A 21713-nucleotide genomic window follows, 5' to 3' on the forward strand; every position below is an offset into this window, starting at 1 on the left:
CTTGGGAAGCGCCGGGGCAATGTGGTATCCTGCTGAATTCTTGTGAACTTCCAAAAAAGAAACGGCAAAATGAGCGATTTTCTGTTCACTTCCGAGTCGGTGTCCGAAGGTCATCCGGACAAGGTGGCCGATCAGATTTCCGATGCGATCCTGGACGCGATCTTAACCCAGGACCCCCATTCCCGCGTAGCCTGCGAAACGCTGGTGACGACCAATCTCTGCGTAGTGGCGGGCGAGATCACCACCGGTGCCGTGGTGGACTACAGCCAGATTGCCCGCGACACCATCAAGCGCATCGGTTATGACGATCCGGCCATCGGCTTCGATTATGAAACCGCAGCGGTGATGACCAGCGTGCACAAACAATCCCAGGACATTGCCATCGGCGTGAACGAAGGGGAGGGCCTCTTCCTCGACCAGGGCGCGGGGGATCAGGGCCTCATGTTCGGTTTCGCCTGCGATGAAACCCCGCAGCTCATGCCCATGCCCATTTACTACGCCCACCGGCTGATGGAACGCCAGGCGGAGCTGCGCAAGGACGGGCGGCTGCCCTGGCTGCGGCCGGATGCGAAATCCCAGGTCACCATCCGTTATGTGGACGGCCAGCCCGCCAGCGTGGAGACGGTGGTGATTTCCACCCAGCACCATCCGGAAGTCTCCCACGCCGTGCTCACCGAGGCGGTGATTGAGGAGATCGTCAAACCTGTGATCCCGGCAGGCATGCGCAAACAAACCCGCTATCTGGTGAACCCCACCGGCCGTTTCGTCATCGGCGGGCCCCATGGCGATACGGGACTGACCGGGCGCAAGATCATCGTCGATACCTATGGCGGCGCGGCCCCCCACGGGGGCGGTGCCTTTTCCGGCAAGGACCCCTCCAAGGTGGACCGTTCGGCGGCCTACGCGGCGCGTCACGTGGCGAAGAACATCGTCGCCGCGGGGCTCGCCCGCAAATGCCTGGTGCAGGTGGCCTATGCCATCGGGGTGGCCAAGCCCGTTTCGCTGATGGTGAACACCTTCGGCACCGGCCGGCTTGCCGACGAGCGCATCGTCGGGCTCATCGAAAAACATTTCGACCTGCGGCCGAAGGGCATCATCCAAAGCCTGGACCTGCTGCGCCCCATCTACACGCGCACGGCCACCTACGGGCATTTCGGCCGCGACGAACCGGAATTCACCTGGGAGGCCACCGACAAGGTCGAGGCCTTGCGGGCCGACGCCGGGCTTTGAATCACACAAGGGGGACGCCGCCGAGGGGCGCTGCGACCTGCCGCACGGCAGGCCAGGCTCGGCGGAGCGTGTCCTGGCAACGGCGCCCGTTCATTTTCAGGAGACCGTGATGAACGCACCTGCCAATTTCACCGATTTCAAAATCGCCGATCTTTCCCTCGCCGACTGGGGGCGCAAGGAGATCGCCATCGCCGAAAGCGAGATGCCTGCGCTCATGGCCATCCGTGAGGAGTATGCGGCAAGCCAGCCCCTGAAAGGCGCGCGCATCTCCGGGTCCCTGCACATGACCATCCAGACGGCGGTATTGATCGAAACCCTGGTCGCCTTGGGTGCCCAAGTACGGTGGGCGTCCTGCAACATCTTCTCCACCCAGGATCATGCCGCCGCCGCCATCGCCGCACAGGGTATTCCCGTTTTTGCCTACAAGGGCGAGTCGCTGCAGGAATACTGGGAATTCACCCACCGCATTTTCGAGTGGCCGGATGGCGGCTTCAGCAACATGATCCTCGACGACGGCGGCGATGCCACGCTTCTTCTGCATCTGGGCACCCGCGCCGAGCAGGACCCGACGGTGCTCGCCCATCCCACGAGCGAGGAGGAGTCCATCCTCTTCGATACCATCCGCCGGCGGCTCAAGCAGGATCCCACCTGGTATTCCACACGCATCCGCCACATCAAGGGGGTCACCGAGGAAACCACCACCGGGGTTCACCGCCTCTATCAGATGCACGCGCGGGGGGAACTCCGCTTCCCGGCCATCAACGTCAACGACTCGGTGACCAAGAGCAAGTTCGACAACCTCTACGGCTGCCGCGAATCTCTGGTGGATGGCATCAAGCGCGCCACCGACGTGATGATCGCCGGCAAGATCGCCGTGGTGTGCGGTTATGGGGACGTGGGCAAGGGTTCGGCACAGGCCCTGCGCGCCCTCTGCGCCCAGGTGTGGGTCACCGAAATCGACCCCATCTGCGCCCTGCAGGCGGCCATGGAAGGCTACCGCGTCGTCACGATGGATTATGCGTGCGACAAGGCGGACATCTTCGTCACTGCCACCGGCAATTACCATGTGATCACCCATGAGCACATGCTGAGGATGAAAAACCAGGCCATCGTCTGCAACATCGGCCATTTCGACAACGAGATCGACGTGGCCAGCCTGGAAAAATACCAGTGGGAGGAGATCAAGCCGCAGGTGGATCACGTGATCTTCCCCGATGGCAAACGGATCATCCTCCTCGCCAAGGGCCGGCTGGTGAATCTGGGCTGCGCCACCGGACATCCCAGCTATGTGATGAGCTCTTCCTTTGCCAATCAGACCCTGGCGCAGATCGAGCTTTTCAACCACACCGACAAATATCCCATTGGCGTCTATACGCTGCCGAAGAAGCTGGACGAGAAAGTGGCACGCCTGCAGCTCAAGCGCTTCAACGCCGAACTCACGGTGCTGACGCCGGAACAGGCGGCCTACATCGGTGTACCCATCGAAGGCCCGTACAAGGCCGAGCATTACCGTTACTGAAGCCCTGGAGCCCGGAGGATGGGGAAGCCTCAGAGCCAAAGCCGACCGCGATCTCCGGAAGCTGCGCACTTTGGGCACGCCGTGGTGAGACATGTCTGACAAGCGCACCTTCAGTTTCGAGTTCTTCCCGCCCAAGACCCCCGAGGGCGTGGAAAAGCTGCGGGCCACGCGGCGCCAGCTTGCGCGTCTGCAGCCGGCCTTCTTCTCCGTCACCTATGGCGCCGGCGGCTCCACCCGCGACCGCACCCTGGAGACAGTGCTGGAAATCCAGGCCGAGGGCTTCAACGCCGCACCGCATCTGTCCTGCATCGGCGCGAGCCGCGAAAGCATCCGCGAAGTGCTGGCCACCTACAAGGCACAGGGCATCCGCCGCATCGTCGCCCTGCGCGGCGACCTGCCCTCGGGGATGGCCGATCCCGGCGAGTTCCACTATGCGAACGAACTGGTGGCTTTCATCCGGCAGGAGACCGGCGACTGGTTCCACATCGAGGTGGCGGCCTATCCCGAATTCCATCCCCAGGCGAGGAGCGCCCGCGAGGACCTGCTCAATTTCCGGCGCAAGGTGGAAGCCGGCGCCAACGGCGCCATCACCCAGTATTTCTACAACGCGGATGCCTATTTCCGCTTCGTCGATGACGTGCGGGCGCTGGGCGTGGAAATCCCCATCGTGCCGGGCATCATGCCCATCACCAATTACGCGCAGCTTGCCCGCTTCTCCGATGCCTGCGGGGCGGAAATCCCCCGCTGGCTGCGCAAACGCCTGGAGGGCATGGCCGACGACCTCGACGGCTTGCGCGCCTTCGGGCTGGACGTGGTCACCGACCTGTGCGCCCGCCTGCTGGAAGGCGGCGCGCCGGGGCTGCATTTCTATACCCTCAATCAGGCCGGCCCCACCGCCACCATCTGGCAGCGGCTGGGACTCTAGGCACGCCTTGGCTTCCCGCGCCTTGCCCCAGGGGAGGCTTCAGCCTGCCCGCGGCCCGCTATTCCCCACACGACCATGCAGGGGAGGCCGGCCGGCCAGAGCACGCCGGCAGGGCGCCAAGCTGCCGGCGCACGAGGAGCACGTCCTGGCGGACGAGGGGGAAGGGATAGGAGCGGATGTCGGAGGGGCTGGAGTCCCCGTAGGGACGGTTGCAGGCGGAGATGTCGGCTTCCGGCCCCGGACAGCCCGAGGTGCGGAAGGGTCTGCCACTGTCGATGATGGAATCGAGCGCGTTGCGCGCAAAACCGAAGTCGATGACACGGCCTTCTGCATCGAAGCCCATGCGCTCGACACGGCCGCCGGCGTGATCGATGAGATAACGGCCGAGCTGCACGCGGCGCCATTGCCCCGCATCGCAGGCGGGCCAGTCCTCCATCAGCGACCCGCGCTCGGGGAAGAAGGCGAAAAGATGGGTGTGGCCGCCCATGTCGCGGATTTTCTGGCAAAGGCTGAGGAGTTCCCGCTCCGTCTCCCCCATGCCGCAGATGAGGTGGACGCCGAAACGCTCCGGGCCAAACACCTCCGCCGCCCATTCGATGGCCTGCCAGTATTTCTCCCAGCGGTGGGGACTGTCCACGGTGCGGCCGCGGGTACGCTCGAAAATCTCCGGGGTGACCGCATCCAGCGCCACGGTGAAGATGTCCGCGCCCAACGCCTTCAGCTCCACGAGATCGCTGCGGCTCATGGTGGTGGGGTTGGAAAGGATGGAAACCGGAATGTGGGGCAGCGCCCGCACCCATTTATCCAGCAGCACCCGCGTGTCGGCATCGGAATCCGGATGGGTGATCATGGAAATACACATGCGCTGGAAACGGCCGCGATCCGCGCCCGCCCTGACGCGGGCGATCACCTCGTCGTAGCGGGCGAGGGGCCAGTCGACGCGGATGAAATTGCGCTCGGCGTAATCCCGTGCCTCCTCCCGGTGCCGGGCGAGCCCGCAGTAGGCGCAGTTGGCGCGGCAGCCTTCCGCATAGGTAAGCAGCAGATTGAGACAATGGGTGCACTCGGTGCGATACATCCTCCCGGGGAGCATGCCCAGGGTGATCGCCGCCGCCGTGCTCATCTGCACGTATTCGGGGGAACGCTGCAGTCTATTCATCGCCATCCCGCGCAAAATATTCGGCAAAGCCAACCCAGCCGCGCCGGAAGTCCTCATCGCTCCGTTTCGCCTTGCGCCACAGCTCACGCCGGCGCGCCAGCGCCCGGTCAAGACTGGGACCATACACCTCCCGCACCGCCTCTTCGTAGTCGCCGAGGGCGTGCCGGCGGCCCCCCACCCAGGCGGCCGCAGCGCGCCCCGCCTGGGCCCCGGAGTCCACCGCGGCGGCAATGCCCGCCCCGCTCACTGGATGGGTGAGGCCCGCCGCATCGCCGGCGAAGACCACGCCCTGGGTCACCAGCCGTGGGCGCAGCCCGCCCACCGGAATGGCCCCGCCCGTGCGGGAAAGGACGGGGGGCTGCAGCCGGCCCTGGGCGATGAGGTGGTCACAAAGGCGCGTGAGGCGCCCTTTGAGCTGCTCGGCCGGGCCGGCCAACCCCAGGCCCACATTGACCGTCCCGCCCCGGGGGAAGAACCAGGCATAGCCGCCCGGGAAATCCTCCCCCAGCCACACATCGGTATCGGCATGGGCGCGGGCTAAGCGGAAGGTGTACTGGCGGGTCCACAACAGGACAAGGGGAACAAGTCCCAAAAGCCGCCCGACACGGGAGAGGGGACCATCCGCCGCCACCAGCGCACCGTAGCCCACCTGCCTTACGCCGTGCCCGTCTTTCAGGCAGGCCACGCGAGCCGCGGCATCGAGGGCGATGAGGGCGGTGCCGGTGGCAAGGGCTGCACCCGCCGCCTGCGCCCGATGGGCGAGATGCCGGTCGAAGGCGGCGCGATCGATCATGAGTCCGCCCGCCACCGTGTGCACCCAACGCCCCGAGGGCAGGCAGGTGTTCATGCCGGAAATCCGCTGCTTCACCACGCCCGGCGCCTGCGCGGCAGCGGCCAGGGGCAGCGGGATGAATTCCGCGCATTGCACGGGCACGCCCACCCGTTGCCGCTTTTCCACCACGAGCACCCTCGCCCCGGCTTCCGCCGCCGCCGCGGCGGCGGCCGCCCCTGCCGGCCCACAGCCCACCACCAGCACATCCACCCGCTCCATCATGTCCGCCTCATGTCCGCGCCCGCTGGAGCGCCTCCCGCGCCACCTCGGCGAAGTCGGTGGGGGCAAGCCCGCCCAGGTCCACCCCACCGCCGGCAAGGAACGCCTGCACGGCGTCCGCCAGCGCCTCCCCCTTGACATCCCGCAGCCGCGCCTCCAGGTCGAAAATGGCGCGCCGGGGGGAGACGAAGAAATCCCCGGTGAACTGGATCTGCATCACCCGATCCCGCAGCCGGTCGTAGGCCAGACCCACGCGCACGAGTCCGCCGGGGAACTTGCGCACCGCCTCCACCCGCGGCACCTGGCCCCGCTTCTGCAGGCCATGCACCCAGGCCTCGTCATCGATCTCCTTGAGCGCTGCGGCAAAGCGCGCCTCCTCGGCGGCGGTGAGCCCCCCTTCGGCAAAACGCACGCCGAAGGCCTCGCTGAAGGATTCAACCAGCGCAGCCTGCACCTCCGCCACGGGGGGCCTCGCTCCCAGCAGTTCCGCCAGGGACACCACCCGTTCCCGCACCGAGGCGATGGCCTTGTCCGCCAGTTTCTCCACCGGCAGCCGCAGCACCCGCAGCAGACGCTCCACCTCCACATCGATGAGCAACGTGCCCTGGTAGAGCAGGGCATCCCCTTCGAAGACGCCGCCGGTACCGGAAATCTTGCGCCCCGCCACTTCGATGTCGTTGCGGGGGCGGAAGCGGGCGGCCACCCCCAGGCGGGAGATGCCCTTGGCCGCGGCTTCGCAGATCACCCGGGCGATGGCCGCGAGATCACTTTTGCCAAAATCGCGCCGGTCACAATACAGCTCCCACCCCAGTTGGCTCGCATCGAAGTAGATGGCGCCGCCACCGGTGAGGCGCCGTTGCACGGCGATGTTCTCCCGGCGGCAGTAGTCGAGGTCCAGTTCCTGTTCCGGATTCTGGTGGAAACCCACCAGAGCGGAGGGCATGAAGCGCAGGAAGCGCAGGGTGTTGCCCACCTCGCCGGCGGCGCGTGCCTCCAGGAGGGCGCGGTTCAAGGCGATGTTTTCCGCCGCCGGGCGCAGGCCGGTATCCAGGAGCCGCCAGACTTCAGCCATGACAGACCACCGGCAGGGGAAAACGGGAAGAAGCGGGCCTGCGCTGCAAAGCCCAAGTGGCTTCATCCACGGGGAGGGTGTGACTTCCGGCGAGCGCCGGCGGCAGCGAGCAGCAACCCGCGCCAATGCGCACCGGCCGCCCCAGACGCAGGGCAAGTTCCACCACGCCCTCCGCCGGATGGGCGATGGCATCGAGCCCCGCGAGCACGCCATAGGCATCGATGGCAAGCCGCACCCGTCCCGGCGGTCTCGCACAGCCCAGGGCGAGGGGAATGTCCGGCAGGGCAGCGCGCGCCTCGAGGAAAAAACGACCCACCTCTTGCGCATCGGGTGTGGCAAAGGGGCGGGTGGGCGGCGCGTAGAAGGGCATGGCCACCACCAGCACCAGCCCATGGGGGCGGTGACGGGCCACCATCTCCAGCGCCCGCCACTCGCCCAAGAAGCGGCCGTAGTGGAGCCCCAGCACGATATGGGGCACCACCCGCAGCCCGCTTTCCAGAAGGGAGGCGAGGCTGTCTTCGAAATCGGCCACCGGCCGTTTCAGGTGATACACCTGGGTCAGGGTATCCTGGGCGCCGATGACATCCATCATGGCCACATCCACGCCCGCCTCCCGCAATGCGCGGGCGCGGGGCAAATCGGTGAGGGCGGTGTGAACAGCGATGCGGAAATCGGGGAAGGTGTCCTTGATGCGGCGCAGGATCGGCAGATGGCCACTGTAGTCCACCTCGTTGCGCCGGTTGGAGCCGCCGGTGAGGAGCATCCCGGAGGCACCACGGGCGATCTCGCGGTTGACGATCTCCCACAGAACCTCCGGGGTGCGCGCCGGGATCATGGGTTGCAGGATTTTCGCCTTGCAGTGGTCACAGGCAAGGGCGCACTCGCCACCGGTGATGGACACCGCCGGCCAGCGCGCAGCAACAGGCCCAATCTCCCCCGAGGCAAAGGTCTTGAAGCTTGGGATATGAAAGGTGATGGGCGTGGGCACCGCCGCGCGGCTCAAGGCCCGCACGAGGTCTTTATCCAGCCTTACCCCGTCGAGAGCATCCAGCACGCCGTCCGCATCGGCCAGACTGTGGGTCATTGCCTCCTCCCGCGCGCCCGCGGTTGCCCGCCCTACGCGCAACCGGTGAAGCCTTCCGCCTCCATTTTCACCTCGAAGGCGGCCAGCGCCGCCTCGCCGGTGAGAAGCGTATCCACCTCGTCGTCCCAATCGGCAGGTGCGATGCGCACCAACCATCCCTGCCCGTAGGGGTCTTCGTTGATGAGGCTTGGCTGTGCTTCCAGGGCCGTATTGATGGCGATGATCTCGCCGCTCACCGGTGCCTTCACCGGCCCTACCCATTTCCCCGACTCCACGGTGGCCACCGACCGTCCCTGATCCACCCGGCGGCCCAAAGCCTTCGGCGTGAAGGCGACGATGGGACCGGCCAGCGCCACCCCGTAGGCGGTCATCCCGACGCTGACGGTGCCATCCGCTTCACGGCGACACCACACGTTGGAATCCACGTCGTAGTAGAGATCGTCTGGGAAAGGGCAGCCGCGTACCGTGCTCATGGGAGGCTTCCGGACGCATGCGCTGCGCCCGAGGTGATGAGATTTTAACCTACTCCGTGCGCCGCCTCGACCCTGATGGGGCAAGGGGCACAAAAAAACCGGTGAGCCGCAACCCACCGGTTTTTCGCCGCCGCGCCGCCCGTTCAGATGAACAGGCAGATATCCGATTCGCCGGCGAATTCGAAGAAAGTCGCGGCGCCGCCGTATTCCAGGCCATCGATGAAATCATCGTGCTCGAAACCGAACAGGTCCACGGTCATCTGGCAGGCGATGAATTTCACGTCCGCCTCACGGCAGAGGGTGCGCAGTTCCTCAATGGTGGCCACGCCGTTGTTGGCGACGGTTTTTTTCATCAGGGCCGTGGCGAGGGATTCGAAACCCGGCACGATGGCCTGGATCGCATTGGGGATGTTCCAGTTGATGGAGCGGAACCATTTCGGCCCGAAGGGCATTTTCATGGGCATGCCGGGGTTGCCCAAGGGGCTCACCTTGAGACCGCTCAGGTCCTTGCGCAGGATCTGCAGGCCGTAGAAGGTGAAAAAGACCTGCACCGTATAACCCAGGGCCGCGGCGGTGGATGCCAGGATCAGGGGCGGATAGGCCCAGTCGAGCGTGCCTTTGGTGGCGATGATCGCCAGCTTCTTGTCTTCCATGGGGGTGCCTCCTCTCAGGGTTGAATCACGCCCGTTCCTGTCCAACCGTTGTGATTGTTATGGGCAAGTGCGCGGATGGGGATTATTTTTTCTTCATGAAGAAGGTGAACTCCCCACCGGACTCGGCGGAGGACACCAGTTCATTGCCGGTCTGTTTGGCGAAGGCCTGCATGTCCTTGACGGAGCCGGGGTCGGTGGCGACGACCTTGAGGATCTGGCCGCTGGACATCTCGGCAAGGGCTTTCTTGGTGCGCAGGATGGGAAGCGGGCAGTTCAGGCCGCGCGCATCGAGTTCTTTGTCAAAGTGCATGGTGAGCCTCCAGAAGGGTTTATGAAAAAATTCGCAACCACGAATATGCGATAAACGGTTATTTATAATCCAGTTGGCCGCGTCTGACAACACCCGCCACGGGGGCCTTCACGCCGCGGCGAGCTTCAACCCCGCCCGCGCCCAGTTGATGATGCCGCCCGCCAGGTTGTACACCTGATCGTAGCCCTTGTTGGCCATGTAGGCGCAGGCCTGGGCAGAGCGGGCCCCACTGCGGCAGTAGAAGACCACCGGCTTGTCCTTGGGCAGCTCATCGCCCGCCAGGGGAAGGAGATGGAGCGGCAAAAAGCGCGCCCCGGGAATGGCGCCGGCGGCAAATTCCGCCTCGGTGCGCACGTCCACCAACACCACCTCCCCCTCCGCCTGCATGCGCTGCACGGTCAGGGGATCCACTTCCTTGATACCGAAACTCATGAACATGATCGTCCTCCACGAAGTATATTAACGGACGCTAATATACCGTTGTTCTGGGCATTTTCAACCCTCTCTAACAACGCTGGGCCCCGTGGTAGAGGTTCACCACATGCCGCGCCTCGGCAAAGAACAGCCAGCGCTCGGCCAAAACGCCGCTCAGGGCAATGAGGGCGGCGACCGCGCCTCCGGAGAGACTCCGCCCGTCAAGGAGCCAAAGCAAAGGAATCAGGAAGGCCGCGAGGAAGACGAAAATCCGCAGCGCCCACGCCCAGCGGCGGGCGATCCTGAAGCCGAATTCCTGGGTGAGGAAGGTGCCGTGGGTATGCCCGGCGTCCAGGAGTTTCACCTGGGCGCGGGTGAATCCGGTGGCGGTTTGGATGGTGGAGGTCGCCACCGGGCTGCCAATCCAGAAATAGTAGAGACCCTTGAGGGCAGCCGCCGCGATGAGGAAGAAAAGCACCCACTGCCGGTAAGGCGCGGCATCCACTTCGGCTGCGCTTGCCACCAGCAGCAGGATGAAGGCCCCCGTGTAATGCCCCAGGGCCAGATAATTGGCCGGCACCAGCGGCGTGTTCCACTGGCGGATGGTCTTCAGGCAGGCGTAGATCATGCTGGTGGAAAAGAGCGTGGCCCAGGCAAGGAGGGTCGCCACGCCCCCCAGCGCAAGCCGTAGCGACTCCCAGTCGGCGTGGAGAAAGGCAAGGGCCACATAACCGAAGCCGAAGGGAAAGAAGGCGACGGCGAAGACGCCCTCCCGCGACAGCCAGGAGGTGCGCCAGCGGCTGAAGGCCCGCCAGGCATTCTTCGGATTGGCAAGATGGCCCACGGAGGAAATGAGCCCGGCAATGATGAGGATGAGGGCGATGCCACCGCCCAGGGCCACCTGTTTCGGCGCAAGCCCCCCGCCCAGACGGAAAAGATCGGCGGCATAGAGCAGGGCGAACAGGCCGAAGCCTGCGCCGGAGCTCACAGTGAAGAAAATGACACTGAATGCGGGATGCACGGTGCTTACCTCTTGACGATCCGGTTCGCAAAATTCTTTAGCCGCTCTTTGAAGCCAGGCTTGCCCAGGTTCTCCGTGGGGATCGGCGGCGCCTTGCGCGGCGGCAGGTAGTGGTTGGTGGGGTTGTAGCCCAGCTCCGGCAGCAACTGATAGCCCTCGCGCTCCCGCACGGCGCGCGAGACAGCGGAATCGGGGTCGTCGAAGTCGCCGAACATGCGCGCATGCGCCGGACAGGTGAGCACACAGGCCGGCTGGCGTTCCTCGATGGGCAGATTCTCGTCGTAGATGCGGTCGATGCAGAGGGTGCACTTCTTCATGGTTCCGCTGGCGCGGTCGAGCTCCCGGGCGCCGTACGGGCAGGCCCAGGAGCAGTAGTTGCACCCCATGCATTTGTCCTGATCGACGAGGACGATGCCATCCTCGGCGCGTTTGTAGGACGCGCCCGTGGGGCAGACGGTGACACAGGCGGCATCCTCGCAGTGCATGCAGGACATGGGGAAGTTGATGGTCTTGTTGTGGGGATACTCGCCCACCTCGAAGTGGCGGATGCGGTTGAACCAAACGCCGGACGGCTCGGCCCCGTAGGGCTCATAGTCGGAGAGCGGTCCGGTGGTGCCGGAGGCATTCCACTGTTTGCAGGCGATGGCGCAGGCATGGCAGCCCACGCAGACATCCAGATCGATCACGAGTCCCAAACGCATTTGTCTTCCTCAAGGGGGCGTCATTCGTCTCCGGCGCGCGCGGAAAAGCGCAGCACCGCGGGTCGCCGTCCGTCATCCCAGGGCAGGGGTTTGACCGGCGGGAACTGGGGCAGGCTTTCCCCGTCAGTCGCTTCAGCCTTGTACACCCGCACCCGCAGATCGAACCACGCCGCCTGGCCGGTGACCGGATCGGAATTGGTGAGGGGGCGCTCACCTGGCTTTTCCGGCAACAGTTCGGAAATGAGGTGGTTGAGGAGGAAGCCCTTGGTGGCTTCGGAAGCATCCGGGGTAAGGCCCCAGGTTCCCCGCTGCTTGCCGATGGCATTCCACGTCCACACCGTGTTTTCCTCGCAGCCCTCCATGGTCTTGAGCTGGCAGCGGATGCGGCCGTTGTGGGACTCCACCCACACCCAGTCATCGTCCTTGAGCCCCAGCTCGGCCGCCTTTCTCGCATTCATGTAGAGGCGGTTTTGCGCCATGATCTGGCGCAGCCAGGCATTCTGCGAATCCCAACTGTGGTACATGAACATGGGGCGCTGGGTGAGGGCGAAGAAGGGATATTCCTCGGCATTGATGCGCTGCTGCTCCAGCGGGGTGTACCACAGGGGCAGGGGATCGAAGTATTTGGCAAGCCGCTCCCGGTCCGTGTGGCTGGTGGGTTGTGGCCCATCGTAGAGCCCCTGCCCCGCCAGCCGGAATTTCTGCAGCGGCTCCGAGTAAATCTGCATGATGATGGGTTCCACCTTGCCGACGAAGCCGGCATCCGCCGCCACTTCCAGGTAGTCCCGGTTGACGAAGCGGTTGTATTTTTGGTTGTCCGGCCAGTGGTGGGCGAAGAAGGACTGGTTCTCGATGTATTTTTCCCACTGCTTCGGATTGGGCTCGCCCTTGAGGGACTTGGTGCCATCCTTGCCGCGCCAGCCGGCGAGGAAACCGACACCGGGGCTGCGTTCGAAATTGACGATGAAGTCCTTGTAGTCCTTGAACTTGCGCGTGCCGTCCTTGTTCGTGAAGGCGGGGAACTTGAGTCGGCTGGCGAGCTCCACCAGCACTTCCTGCCAGGGACGCACATCCCGGTCTGGCGTGACCACCGGATGGCGGATGGCATCCGCCGCCGCGTCGGGCTCGGAAATGGGGCGATCCAGCAGCGAAATGCAATCGTGCCGCTCCAAGTAGGTGGTGTCCGGCAGCACCAGGTCGGCGAAGTTGACCATCTCGGAGTGGAAAGCATCCACCACCACGAGGAAGGGAATCTTGTACTGGCCAAACTCCTCCGGGTCCTCCTCCAGGAGCATCTCCTGGATGCGCTGGGTGTTCATGGTGGAATTCCACGCCATGTTGGCCATGAACAGGATCAGGGTGTCGATGGCGTAGGGGTCGTGCCGGGTGGCGTTGGTGATCACCATGTGCATGAGGCCATGGGAGGCCAGCGGACTCTCCCAGGAATAGGCCTTGTCGATGCGCACCGGATGTCCTTCGGCATCGATCACCAGGTCTTCCGGCCGGGTGGGGAAACCCAGGGGCGGTCGCGCCAGCGGCGTGTTGGGCGCGTGGATGATGTCCAGATTGTTTTCCGGCAGCTGATGGGGCGGAATGGGTTTCGGATACGGCGCACGGGCGCGGAAGTTGCCGGGCCCATCCAGCGCCCCCAAAAGAATCTGGATGAGATGGATGGCGCGGCAGGTATGGAAGCCGTTGGAGTGGGCGGAAATCCCCCGCATGGCATACATGGCCACGGGACGCCCCACCACCTTGTCGTGCTTGCGGCCCCAGACATCGGTCCATTGGATATCCAGCTCGATGGTCTCCTTGAAGGCCACATGGGCCATCTCCAGCGCCAGCCGCTCGATGGTCTCGGCCGGCACCCCGCACTCCCGCGCCACGTTCCGCGGTGCGTAACGCTCATCCAGATAGCGCTCCGCCACCAGCGTCATCACCGTCTTCACCGGGCGGCCATCGGGAGCAACGAATTCACCGAAGAGCGCCGGCGCAATATCCGCCTCCAGGGCGGAGACGAAGCTTTCCTTCTCCAGGTCCCAGACCAGGGGATTGCCCGCCTCATCCCGCAGAAAGAGGCCATCCCCCTTCTGCCCCGGGGTTTGCACCACCAGCCACGGCGCGTTGGTGTAGCGCACCAGGAACTCCCAGTCGAACAGTTCCCGGGAGAGCAGCACGTGCACGATGGACAATGCCAGCAGGCCGTCGTGGCCCGGCCGGATGGGCACCCATTCGTCGGCGATGGCGGAATAGCCGGTGCGCACGGGGTTGATCGACACGAACTTGCCGCCGTGGCGCTTGAGTTTCTCCAGGCCGATCTTGATGGGGTTGGAGGAATGGTCCTCGGCCACGCCCCAGAGCACGAAATACTTGGCGTAGTCCCAGTCCGGCGCGCCGAACTCCCAGAAGGAAAAACCGATGGTGTAAAGCCCCGCCACCGCCATGTTGACGGAGCAGAACCCCCCGTGGGCCGCCCAGTTGGGGGTGCCGAACTGCTGCGCCCACAGGCCGGTCAGGGCCTGCATCTGGTCGCGGCCGGTGAAGAAGGCAAGCTTGGAGGGATCGGTGGAACGGATGAGTTCGAGGCGGTCGGTCAACAGGTCCAGCGCCTGCTCCCACTCGATCTCCACGAATTCCCCCGAGCCTCGCGGCGCCCCGGGCTTGCGCATGAGGGGCTTCCTCAGCCTGGCGGGGGAATACTGTTTCATGATGCCCGCGTTGCCCTTGGCGCAGAGCACCCCCTGGTTGGTGGGGTGATTGCGGTTGCCCTGGATGAAGCGGACCTTGTTGTCCTCCAGGGTGACCTTAATGCCGCAGCGGCAGGCGCACATGTAACAGGTGGTGTATTTGATCTCCTGCCGCTCGTGGTTTTCCGTTCTGATCACAGCACTCATGAAACCTTCCTTTTTCCGCGTCCCGGATGCCCGCCCCTTTGCCGCGCAGCGGCACCTTTGTCTCAAACCGCAGCGCCCGACCGCGGGGATGCCCGCCCAATCCCGGATTTCTCACCATAGCCGATGGAAAAGCCTCGGGCGGCGGGCAAGTCCCCGCCCAGGCTGGACACGGCCCGCCGGGGCGAGGGGCGGACTGTACATAAGAATCTGTTAATTTATCAATGAAGAAATTTTGATCCCGGGGATAAGTGCTTCTGATACGGGACTTTTTTGTCCGTTTAGGTTAAAAAACCCCAGCGTTTCGCCGCCCCTCTGGGAGACGACAGCGGTGAGGGACCATGGCGAACCGCCGCCTCGTCATTGGAGCGGCGAGGCACCATGATCGTCAGGAGGCGTTTCGGCCGCCTTCCCACCCCCGCACCACGGCGCCGTTTTTCCCGCAGGCGAACGCCGGGGACGAGGAAATCTGGGATAATGAGCGCCCCGCCGGCATAGCTCAGCAGGTAGAGCAGCTGATTTGTAATCAGAAGGTCGCGGGTTCAAATCCTGCTGCCGGCACCACCAACGAGGCGTCCAGCGATAGTGTACACTGGCACACACCCCGCTTTTGGCGCCTTTCTGTCCCCGCAGTGTCCCCATCAATTCAATCGAGTAGGCCTTAGGCCCCATCCCGCGCTACGCCGCCAACGCCCCCGCTCCCCGCAGGAGCTGAATTTGTCCGCCCTGGGATGTTGGCTCCCGCCACGCTTTCCTGGCTCGTGTTGTATCCTGAACGCAGCGACCCTTTTTCCGTCCCAACGGGGGGCTCCCGTTGCCGAAGCAGCCGGCAGGAACGGGGCCCCATGGGCCCCGCGCGTGGCACGGGAATTGCTGTTCGCGGAGGCGGCCCAGGCAAAAACCACCAACCGGCAGCCCGGCTTGCCCTCGAAAACTCCATGATCAGCTTCAGGAAATTCTTCTCCAAAGGGCCCGACCATCCCCTTGCACGGGACGAGGCGCTCACCACGCTGCTCGCGCAGCTTCCCGTCAACGATCCGACACAATTGCTTGCCGAGCTGAGCCATTGGCTCCTGCAGCTCGCCGACGAGGCCCCGGTGAAGCATCGGGCCACCAAGCTCTATCGTCTCGATCAGGCGGGCCAGGCCGCAGAGCGCAAACTGCGCAGCCAGTATGTGGAATCCCCCCGCCTGCACAAGGCAATCGAGGAGCGCCTGTGGAATACCGCCTACGAATTCCTCGAAGCCTCCATCAACGCCCATTTCCGCACCCTGGCCGAATCGCTGGCCAACCGGCGCGAAAAACGGGAACTGGCCACGCTGGCCGTGCGCACCATCCGCCGCCTCGACCTGCAGCATCATTGGTTCACGCTGCGTTATCAGCCGCCGCCGGCGGAATGGTGGGATGAGGTCTATAGTCTCATCCGGCTGGCCGAGGACGAAGGGCTCATGCGCCTGCCCGTGGTACTCAACCCGACGACGGGCACCGAGACCACTTTCGTGCGGGAGCTGCTCAAGCTGCTCATGGCAACGGTCACCGAGCCCAGGCAGTTCACCAAACCGCAGCTTGCCCTGGCGCGTCACCTCATCGACGCCCTCGCCGATGAGTACGTGTGGGAGGACCTGCCGGGGGCGACCGCCATTTTCCACGTGGATTTCTCCCGGCGCAGCACGCCGGTGCGGCTCACCCCCACCTCCGAACGCCATTTCATGGCCCGCTGCTTCGGGCCGGGGGGCGCGGTTCCCCGTCTCGTCACGGCCCTCAAACAGGTGGAACAGGGCGCGATGCCTGCGCTGCTGGGGATCATTGATCCGACGCTCTACCGCCGCGCCGACCTCCTGGAAGTCCTGGCGCGGCTTGCCCAAAGCCTGAGCCGCTCGCGCCCTTCGGCGGAGCATGTGCATTTCGACAAGCGGCACCACGCGCGCACGCGCTCCTTCCTCCAGATCTGCGTCATTCATGGCTTCACCACCCTCTACAAGGGTATGACGCAAAGCGCTCACCCTGTGCCCAATCCCGCCACGCCCGCCGACAGCCTCACCTACGACGGCCAGGTGGGCACCCCTATCTTCGGCTTCGTGCGGGAAAAGACCCGCCAACAACAGGCGCGCCTCGATGCCCGCCCCACCCATGTCCTGCCCGGCGACAACGAGGTCTGCGAAAGCTGGGTGGTGCATGATGTGAGCGAAAAGGGTTACGGCGTCGAGATCACCACCCCCGCCGGCGATTGGCTCGCCCCCGGCATCGCGGTGGGCATCCATCAGGACGAAGGCTGGGCGATCGCCGTCGTGCGCCGCGTGGTGCGGCCCAGCGTGGATACCGCCGAGGTGGGGCTGGAAATCCTGTCGCGCAAACCGACGCCAGTCATGCTGCGCCCCGTGGAATCGGAACTGTCCGTGTGGGAGACGGCGGCCGACACCCAGACCTACCACCACACCCCCGCCTTCCTGCTACCCCCGGAAGCGGGGCTGCAGGAGGAGGCCTCCCTGCTTTTGGAGCCGGGCAGTTACCAGTTGCACAAGCTTTATCATCTGTTCGCCGGCGGGAAACCGCAGACGGTGAAGCTTTTGGACCGGCTCATCCAGTACGGCGACATGGACCAGGTCATCTTCGCCCCGATCAAACCCCGTCAGGGGACTGCGGCAGACGACCCAGGGCATCGCAGTTAAGCTGCAAGCCCAGCGAGCGCCATTCCGCCTGTTCCTTTTCCAGGAGCATGGCGGTCAGGGGGTTGTCGGCAAGCCAACGGGGATCCACCTGCAACTGCCCGCGCTTATCCTGCCAAGCCAGCGAAAGAGAGGGCAGTGGTTCATCGTTGCGGCTTCTGTGGAAGAGCACTGCCAGGCGCAGCACCGCGATGAGGGGCCAGTCCTGCACCTCCGTCACCAGCGGCGCGGCCTTGGCCAGCGAGCCGCGGTGGGCACGCACGAGGAGCGCCAGGCGTTCCTGATCCCGGCGCGAAAAACCCGGCATGTCCGCATTGGCGAGGATGTAGGCGGAGTGGCGGTGATAGCCGGAATGGGCGATGGAAATACCGATCTCATGCAGCCGCGCCGCCCACTCCAGATGTTGCTGCGCCTCCGCCGGAAAAGCGCTGGCAATGCCGGCGAAAAGCCGCGCCGCCGTCTGCGCCACCCGCTCCGCCTGCCGCTTATCCACGTGGTAGCGGCGCATGAACTCGACCACCGTCGCCTCCCGCTGGTCGTGGTGGTGGAAGCGGCCGATGAGGTCGTAGAGAATCCCTTCCCGCAGGGCACCGCTTGCCACTTCCATGCGGCGCACCCCCAGCTCGCGGAACACCGCCGCCATGATGGCGAAGCCGCCGGCAATGACGGGGGCGCGGTCGGCGGCAAGGCCTTTGATTTTCAGTTTCCTCACCTCCCCCGCCCGGATGAGCATGGCGCGCACTTGATCCAGCGCCTCGGCGGTGATGGCTCCATCGCTCAGGCCATTCTCCGCGCAGATGTCGGCAAGCGCGCGCGCCGTGCCGGAGGAACCCACCGCCTCTTCCCAACGGCCGGCGGCGAATTCGGCGGCGATGGACTGCACTTCCACGCGGGCGGCCAGCTCCGCTGCCTGCATCGCGCTTTTGCTGATGCGCCCGTCGGCGAAGAAGCGACGGGAAAAACTGACGCAGCCCATGTAGAGGCTTTCCATCTGTTCCGGCTCATAGCCGCGACCGAGGATGCATTCGGTGGAGCCGCCGCCGATATCCACCACCAGGCGGCGCACGGAGGAGGCCGGCAAACTGTGGGAGGCGCCAAGATAGATGAGCCGCGCCTCCTCACGCCCGGCCACCACTTCGATGGGAAAACCCAGCGCAGCTTCCGCCTTGAGGAGAAAGGACCGCGCATTCTTCGCCACGCGGAAGGTGTTGGTGCCAACCGCGCGCACCGCTTCCGGCGGCAGCCCGCGCAGTCTTTCGTTGAAGCGTCGCAGACAGGCCAAGGCCCGCGCCTGGGCGGCTTCGTCGAGATACTTGTCTTCGGTGAGGCCGGCGGCGAGCCGCACCGTTTCCTTCAGGGCATCGAGGGGATAGATCTGCTCGCCGATGACCCGCGCCACCTGGAGGCGGAAACTGTTGGAGCCGAGATCGACGGCGGCGATGACGGAATGCTCGGCCACAGCGTCGGCACCCTACTCCAGGACCTCCCGCTCCATCTCCTCGACGCTGGTGTGGCGCACATCCTTGCCCTTGACCATGTAGACCACGTATTCGGACATGTTCTTGGCATGGTCGCCGATGCGTTCGATGGCCTTGGCGGCAAACAGAATGTCGATGAACATGCTGATGGTGCGCGGGTCTTCCATCATGTAGGTGATGAGGTGCCTCAGCTCACTGCGGAACTGTTCGTCCACCTGCATATCCTGTCGCGCGATCTGGGTGGCGGCGGTGGGATCGAGACGGGCAAAGGCATCCAGCGCCTTGCGCAGCATGTCGAGGACCATCTCGCTCATGTACTTGATCTGGGAAAACCGCGGCTGGGTAATGCGATCCGCCTCGTAGATGAGCTTGCTCATGCGCGCGATCTTGGCCGCTTCGTCACCGATGCGCTCCAGATCGGTGATGGTCTTGATGATCATCATCAGCATGCGCAAATCCCCTGCCGTGGGCTGGCGGCGGGCGATGATGTGGCTGCAATCCTCGTCCAGGGAGACCTCCATGGCATTGACCCGGTGATCGTTCTGGATCACGGTCTGTGCCAGCTCCAGGTCGCCGTTGATGAGCGCTTCGACGGCATGGATGATCTGCTCCTCCACCAGGCCGCCCATCTGCAGCACCCGGGAGCGCACCGATTCCAGCTCGGCATCGAACTGTTTGGAAGTGTGTTCAGCCATGGTTCCTCTCCTCACCCATTCTGCCCGTTCCTCTGTGACCGTCCGGTGACAGGCCGCCAAACCTAGCGCTTCAACGCGGTCACCCCCTGCGGCGTGCCGATGAGGGCGAGGTCCGCCGGACGCCGCGCGAACAGACCATTGGTGACCACCCCGGCGATCTGGTTGAGGGTGCTTTCCAGTTCCACCGGGTTCAGGATATTCAGGTTGTGCACATCGAGAATGACGTTGCCGTTGTCGGTGACGAAACCCTCCCGCAGCTTGGGCTGCCCCCCCAGTTTGACCAGCTCCCGCGCCACATAGCTGCGGGCCATGGGGATCACCTCGACAGGCAGCGGGAATTTCCCCAGCACGTCCACCAGCTTGGTGTGATCGACGATGCAGATGAACTTGTCGGAGGCCGCAGCGACGATCTTCTCCCGGGTCAGGGCGCCGCCGCCACCCTTGATCATGTGCAGATGCTCGGTGATCTCGTCGGCGCCATCCACATAGAGGGGAAGCTGGCCGGCATCGTTCAAATCGATGACGCGGATGCCCCGCGCCATCAGCCGCTGCCGCGTGGCTTCGGAGCTGGCCACGGCGGCATCGATCTTGTGTTTGATTTTGGCCAGCTCATCGATGAAATAGTTGGCGGTGGAACCGGTACCCACACCGATGAGACCGGGCTCGACAAAGGCGATGGCTTCCCGCGCCACCGCCTGCTTGAGTTCGTCCTGGGTCATGCTTGGCCTTCCGGAAAAATGCAGGGAAACGGCAAGGATAGCGCCGGGACGGGATTTTCTCAATTAAAATGGCGGCATTTGCGAAACAACTACCCCCTTTGGTTCCACCCGGCAACCGATGACCCGCACGCCCGACTATCTGCGCATGATCCTCACCAGCCGCGTCTATGACGTGGCCATCGAAAGCCCGCTGGAGCCCGCCCCGGGGCTTTCCCGCCGCACCGGCAACCGCATCCTGCTCAAACGCGAGGACATGCAAAGCGTGTTTTCCTTCAAGCTGCGCGGCGCCTACAACAAGATGGCCCATCTGCCGGCGGCTGCCCTCAAACGCGGTGTCATCTGCGCCTCCGCCGGCAACCACGCGCAGGGGGTAGCCCTTGCCGCGCAACGCCTCCACTGCCAGGCCACCATCGTCATGCCGGCCACCACGCCGCAGATCAAGGTACAGGCGGTGGCAAGCCGGGGCGCCCAGGTGGTGCTCCATGGCGATTCGTACGACGAGGCCTTCGCCCATGCCTCGCTGCTGGCGCGCAAGCACCGGCTCACCTTCGTCCATCCCTACGACGACCCGGAGGTGATCGCCGGCCAAGGCACCATCGGCATGGAAATCCTGCGCCAGCACACCGAGCCCATCCACGCCATCCTCGTGCCGGTGGGAGGCGGCGGTCTCATTGCGGGGATTGCCACCTATGTCAAGACGCTGCGGCCGGACATCCGCATCGTCGGCGTCGAGCCGGCGGATGCCGACGCCATGCATCAGTCGCTGAAAGCGGGCAGGCGCGTTGCGCTGTCCCAAGTGGGCCTGTTTGCCGACGGCGTGGCGGTGAAGCAGGTGGGCGAGGAGACCTTCCGCCTGTGCCGCCAGTATGTGGACGAAATCGTCCTCTGCGACACCGATGCCATCTGCGCCGCCATCAAGGACGTCTTCGAGGACACCCGTTCCATCCTGGAACCCGCGGGCGCCCTTGCCATCGCCGGGGCGAAGACCTACGCGGCCCGCCACCGTCTGAAGGACAAGACCCTTATTGCCATTGCCAGCGGCGCCAACATGAACTTCGACCGTCTGCGCCACGTGGCGGAACGGGCGGAACTGGGCGAGCAGCGGGAAGGGATCCTGGCGGTGACCATCCCCGAGACGCCGGGCAGCTTCAGGCGGTTCTGCGCCCTGCTCGGCCCCCGCAACATCACCGAATTCAACTACCGCTATGCCGACCCGCGGGAAGCCCACGTCTTCGTCGGCGTGCAGGTGCAGGACCGACGCGAGGTGGGGGAGCTCGTCGCCCGCCTGAAAGCCGCCGGCCTCAAGGCCCTCGATCTCACCGACAACGAAATGGCCAAGCTCCACGTACGCCATCTGGTGGGCGGCCATGCCCCGCAGGCGAAGGACGAGCGGCTGTTCCGTTTCGAATTTCCGGAACGGCCCGGGGCGCTGATGAAATTCCTCGACTCCATGTCCCACGGCTGGAACATCAGTCTCTTCCACTATCGCAACCACGGCGCCGATTACGGGCGGGTGCTGGTGGGCATCCAGGTGCCGGCCGCCGACCAGAAGGCCTTCGCGCAATTTTTGGAGCGTCTGGGCTATCCCTGGTGGGAAGAGTCCAACAATCCGGCCTACCGCCTCTTCCTCGGCTGAACTCTGCGCCTGCGCGGTC

At 64.7% G+C, this 21713-nt stretch carries 19 protein-coding genes, 1 tRNA gene and 1 riboswitch; of the genes, 6 read left to right on the forward strand and 14 right to left on the reverse strand.

Annotated elements, in window-relative coordinates:
- Window positions 1-69 precede the first annotated feature (69 nt).
- The 3 genes from metK to metF all read left to right on the forward strand — a co-directional run bounded on the left by metK (window position 70) and on the right by metF (window position 3674).
- Complete coding sequence (gene metK, locus K6T56_08810) at window positions 70-1230, forward strand: methionine adenosyltransferase (GenBank protein MCL6556444.1); 1161 nt, start codon at window positions 70-72, stop codon at window positions 1228-1230.
- Window positions 1231-1246: 16 nt separating this feature from the next.
- Window positions 1247-1325: riboswitch (S-adenosyl-L-homocysteine riboswitch) on the forward strand.
- 14 nt (window positions 1326-1339) lie between these two features.
- Window positions 1340-2749, forward strand: coding sequence for an adenosylhomocysteinase (ahcY, locus tag K6T56_08815; protein MCL6556445.1), 1410 nt, complete (start codon window positions 1340-1342; stop codon window positions 2747-2749).
- Window positions 2750-2840: 91 nt separating this feature from the next.
- A complete protein-coding gene (gene metF, locus K6T56_08820) occupies window positions 2841-3674 on the forward strand; it encodes a methylenetetrahydrofolate reductase [NAD(P)H] (protein MCL6556446.1) in 834 nt (277 codons plus the stop codon).
- A gap of 58 nt (window positions 3675-3732) precedes the next feature.
- Here the strand turns inward: metF and K6T56_08825 are convergent, their stop codons facing one another.
- The 11 genes from K6T56_08825 to K6T56_08875 all read right to left on the reverse strand — a co-directional run bounded on the left by K6T56_08825 (window position 3733) and on the right by K6T56_08875 (window position 14503).
- On the reverse strand, window positions 3733-4833 hold the full coding sequence (locus K6T56_08825; protein MCL6556447.1) for a radical SAM protein: 1101 nt from the start codon (window positions 4831-4833) through the stop codon (window positions 3733-3735).
- Entirely contained in the window at window positions 4826-5887 is a 1062-nt protein-coding gene (locus tag K6T56_08830; protein ID MCL6556448.1) for an NAD(P)/FAD-dependent oxidoreductase, read from the reverse strand. Before K6T56_08830 ends, K6T56_08825 begins: the two co-directional genes overlap by 8 nt.
- 7 nt (window positions 5888-5894) lie before the next feature.
- Complete coding sequence (locus tag K6T56_08835) at window positions 5895-6956, reverse strand: lipoate--protein ligase family protein (protein MCL6556449.1); 1062 nt, start codon at window positions 6954-6956, stop codon at window positions 5895-5897.
- Complete coding sequence (locus K6T56_08840; GenBank protein ID MCL6556450.1) at window positions 6949-8040, reverse strand: hypothetical protein; 1092 nt, start codon at window positions 8038-8040, stop codon at window positions 6949-6951. The genes K6T56_08835 and K6T56_08840 overlap by 8 nt, the downstream gene beginning before the upstream one ends.
- A 32-nt stretch (window positions 8041-8072) precedes the next feature.
- Window positions 8073-8513: a glycine cleavage system protein GcvH gene (gene gcvH / locus K6T56_08845; GenBank protein ID MCL6556451.1), complete on the reverse strand. Its 441-nt coding sequence runs from the start codon at window positions 8511-8513 to the stop codon at window positions 8073-8075.
- A gap of 143 nt (window positions 8514-8656) precedes the next feature.
- Window positions 8657-9166 carry a DsrE/DsrF/DrsH-like family protein gene (locus K6T56_08850; GenBank protein ID MCL6556452.1) on the reverse strand — a complete coding sequence of 170 codons (510 nt, stop codon included), beginning with the start codon at window positions 9164-9166 and terminating at the stop codon, window positions 8657-8659.
- An 82-nt stretch (window positions 9167-9248) separates the two neighbouring features.
- The gene (locus K6T56_08855) at window positions 9249-9476 is read right to left on the reverse strand and encodes a sulfurtransferase TusA family protein (GenBank protein MCL6556453.1); all 228 of its coding nucleotides are present in this window, start codon (window positions 9474-9476) and stop codon (window positions 9249-9251) included.
- Between the two features lie 108 nt (window positions 9477-9584).
- Window positions 9585-9908: a rhodanese-like domain-containing protein gene (locus K6T56_08860; GenBank protein ID MCL6556454.1), complete on the reverse strand. Its 324-nt coding sequence runs from the start codon at window positions 9906-9908 to the stop codon at window positions 9585-9587.
- A 73-nt stretch (window positions 9909-9981) separates the two neighbouring features.
- Window positions 9982-10911 (reverse strand): dimethyl sulfoxide reductase anchor subunit, encoded by a 930-nt coding sequence (locus K6T56_08865; GenBank protein MCL6556455.1) that lies wholly within the window; start codon window positions 10909-10911, stop codon window positions 9982-9984.
- Between the two features lie 5 nt (window positions 10912-10916).
- Window positions 10917-11612: a 4Fe-4S dicluster domain-containing protein gene (locus K6T56_08870; GenBank protein ID MCL6556456.1), complete on the reverse strand. Its 696-nt coding sequence runs from the start codon at window positions 11610-11612 to the stop codon at window positions 10917-10919.
- A 20-nt stretch (window positions 11613-11632) separates the two neighbouring features.
- Entirely contained in the window at window positions 11633-14503 is a 2871-nt protein-coding gene (locus K6T56_08875; GenBank protein ID MCL6556457.1) for a molybdopterin oxidoreductase family protein, read from the reverse strand.
- Between the two features lie 485 nt (window positions 14504-14988).
- On the opposite strand from K6T56_08875, the gene K6T56_08880 reads away from it, so the two are divergent.
- Window positions 14989-15064 (forward strand) — tRNA-Thr (locus tag K6T56_08880).
- A 374-nt stretch (window positions 15065-15438) separates the two neighbouring features.
- The gene (locus tag K6T56_08885; protein ID MCL6556458.1) at window positions 15439-17169 is read left to right on the forward strand and encodes a hypothetical protein; all 1731 of its coding nucleotides are present in this window, start codon (window positions 15439-15441) and stop codon (window positions 17167-17169) included.
- On the opposite strand, the gene ppx is transcribed toward K6T56_08885, so the two are convergent.
- The 3 genes from ppx to rpiA form a co-directional block, all read right to left on the reverse strand.
- Entirely contained in the window at window positions 17120-18625 is a 1506-nt protein-coding gene (ppx, locus tag K6T56_08890) for an exopolyphosphatase (protein MCL6556459.1), read from the reverse strand. The genes K6T56_08885 and ppx overlap by 50 nt on opposite strands.
- Window positions 18626-18637: 12 nt before the next feature.
- On the reverse strand, window positions 18638-19339 hold the full coding sequence (gene phoU / locus K6T56_08895) for a phosphate signaling complex protein PhoU (protein ID MCL6556460.1): 702 nt from the start codon (window positions 19337-19339) through the stop codon (window positions 18638-18640).
- A gap of 62 nt (window positions 19340-19401) precedes the next feature.
- Complete coding sequence (gene rpiA, locus K6T56_08900; protein MCL6556461.1) at window positions 19402-20058, reverse strand: ribose-5-phosphate isomerase RpiA; 657 nt, start codon at window positions 20056-20058, stop codon at window positions 19402-19404.
- Window positions 20059-20176: 118 nt separating this feature from the next.
- On the opposite strand from rpiA, the gene ilvA reads away from it, so the two are divergent.
- Window positions 20177-21694, forward strand: a complete 1518-nt coding sequence (gene ilvA, locus K6T56_08905; protein MCL6556462.1) for a threonine ammonia-lyase, biosynthetic — start codon at window positions 20177-20179, stop codon at window positions 21692-21694.
- The last annotated feature ends 19 nt before the right edge of the window (window positions 21695-21713 follow it).

This window comes from Burkholderiales bacterium (genome assembly GCA_023511995.1).
GTDB lineage: Bacteria > Pseudomonadota > Gammaproteobacteria > Burkholderiales > Thiobacteraceae > Thiobacter.

Bases quoted from the DNA above. Each gene is read 5' to 3' on its own strand.
- metK (MCL6556444.1), top strand. From the start codon at position 70: ATGAGCGATTTTCTGTTCACTTCCGAGTCGGTGTCCGAAGGTCATCCG.
- ahcY (MCL6556445.1), top strand. From the start codon at position 1,340: ATGAACGCACCTGCCAATTTCACCGATTTCAAAATCGCCGATCTTTCC.
- metF (MCL6556446.1), top strand. From the start codon at position 2,841: ATGTCTGACAAGCGCACCTTCAGTTTCGAGTTCTTCCCGCCCAAGACC.
- K6T56_08825 (MCL6556447.1), bottom strand. From the start codon at position 4,833: ATGAATAGACTGCAGCGTTCCCCCGAATACGTGCAGATGAGCACGGCG.
- K6T56_08830 (MCL6556448.1), bottom strand. From the start codon at position 5,887: ATGATGGAGCGGGTGGATGTGCTGGTGGTGGGCTGTGGGCCGGCAGGG.
- K6T56_08835 (MCL6556449.1), bottom strand. From the start codon at position 6,956: ATGGCTGAAGTCTGGCGGCTCCTGGATACCGGCCTGCGCCCGGCGGCG.
- K6T56_08840 (MCL6556450.1), bottom strand. From the start codon at position 8,040: ATGACCCACAGTCTGGCCGATGCGGACGGCGTGCTGGATGCTCTCGAC.
- gcvH (MCL6556451.1), bottom strand. From the start codon at position 8,513: ATGAGCACGGTACGCGGCTGCCCTTTCCCAGACGATCTCTACTACGAC.
- K6T56_08850 (MCL6556452.1), bottom strand. From the start codon at position 9,166: ATGGAAGACAAGAAGCTGGCGATCATCGCCACCAAAGGCACGCTCGAC.
- K6T56_08855 (MCL6556453.1), bottom strand. From the start codon at position 9,476: ATGCACTTTGACAAAGAACTCGATGCGCGCGGCCTGAACTGCCCGCTT.
- K6T56_08860 (MCL6556454.1), bottom strand. From the start codon at position 9,908: ATGAGTTTCGGTATCAAGGAAGTGGATCCCCTGACCGTGCAGCGCATG.
- K6T56_08870 (MCL6556456.1), bottom strand. From the start codon at position 11,612: ATGCGTTTGGGACTCGTGATCGATCTGGATGTCTGCGTGGGCTGCCAT.
- K6T56_08875 (MCL6556457.1), bottom strand. From the start codon at position 14,503: ATGAGTGCTGTGATCAGAACGGAAAACCACGAGCGGCAGGAGATCAAA.
- K6T56_08885 (MCL6556458.1), top strand. From the start codon at position 15,439: ATGATCAGCTTCAGGAAATTCTTCTCCAAAGGGCCCGACCATCCCCTT.
- phoU (MCL6556460.1), bottom strand. From the start codon at position 19,339: ATGGCTGAACACACTTCCAAACAGTTCGATGCCGAGCTGGAATCGGTG.
- rpiA (MCL6556461.1), bottom strand. From the start codon at position 20,058: ATGACCCAGGACGAACTCAAGCAGGCGGTGGCGCGGGAAGCCATCGCC.
- ilvA (MCL6556462.1), top strand. From the start codon at position 20,177: ATGACCCGCACGCCCGACTATCTGCGCATGATCCTCACCAGCCGCGTC.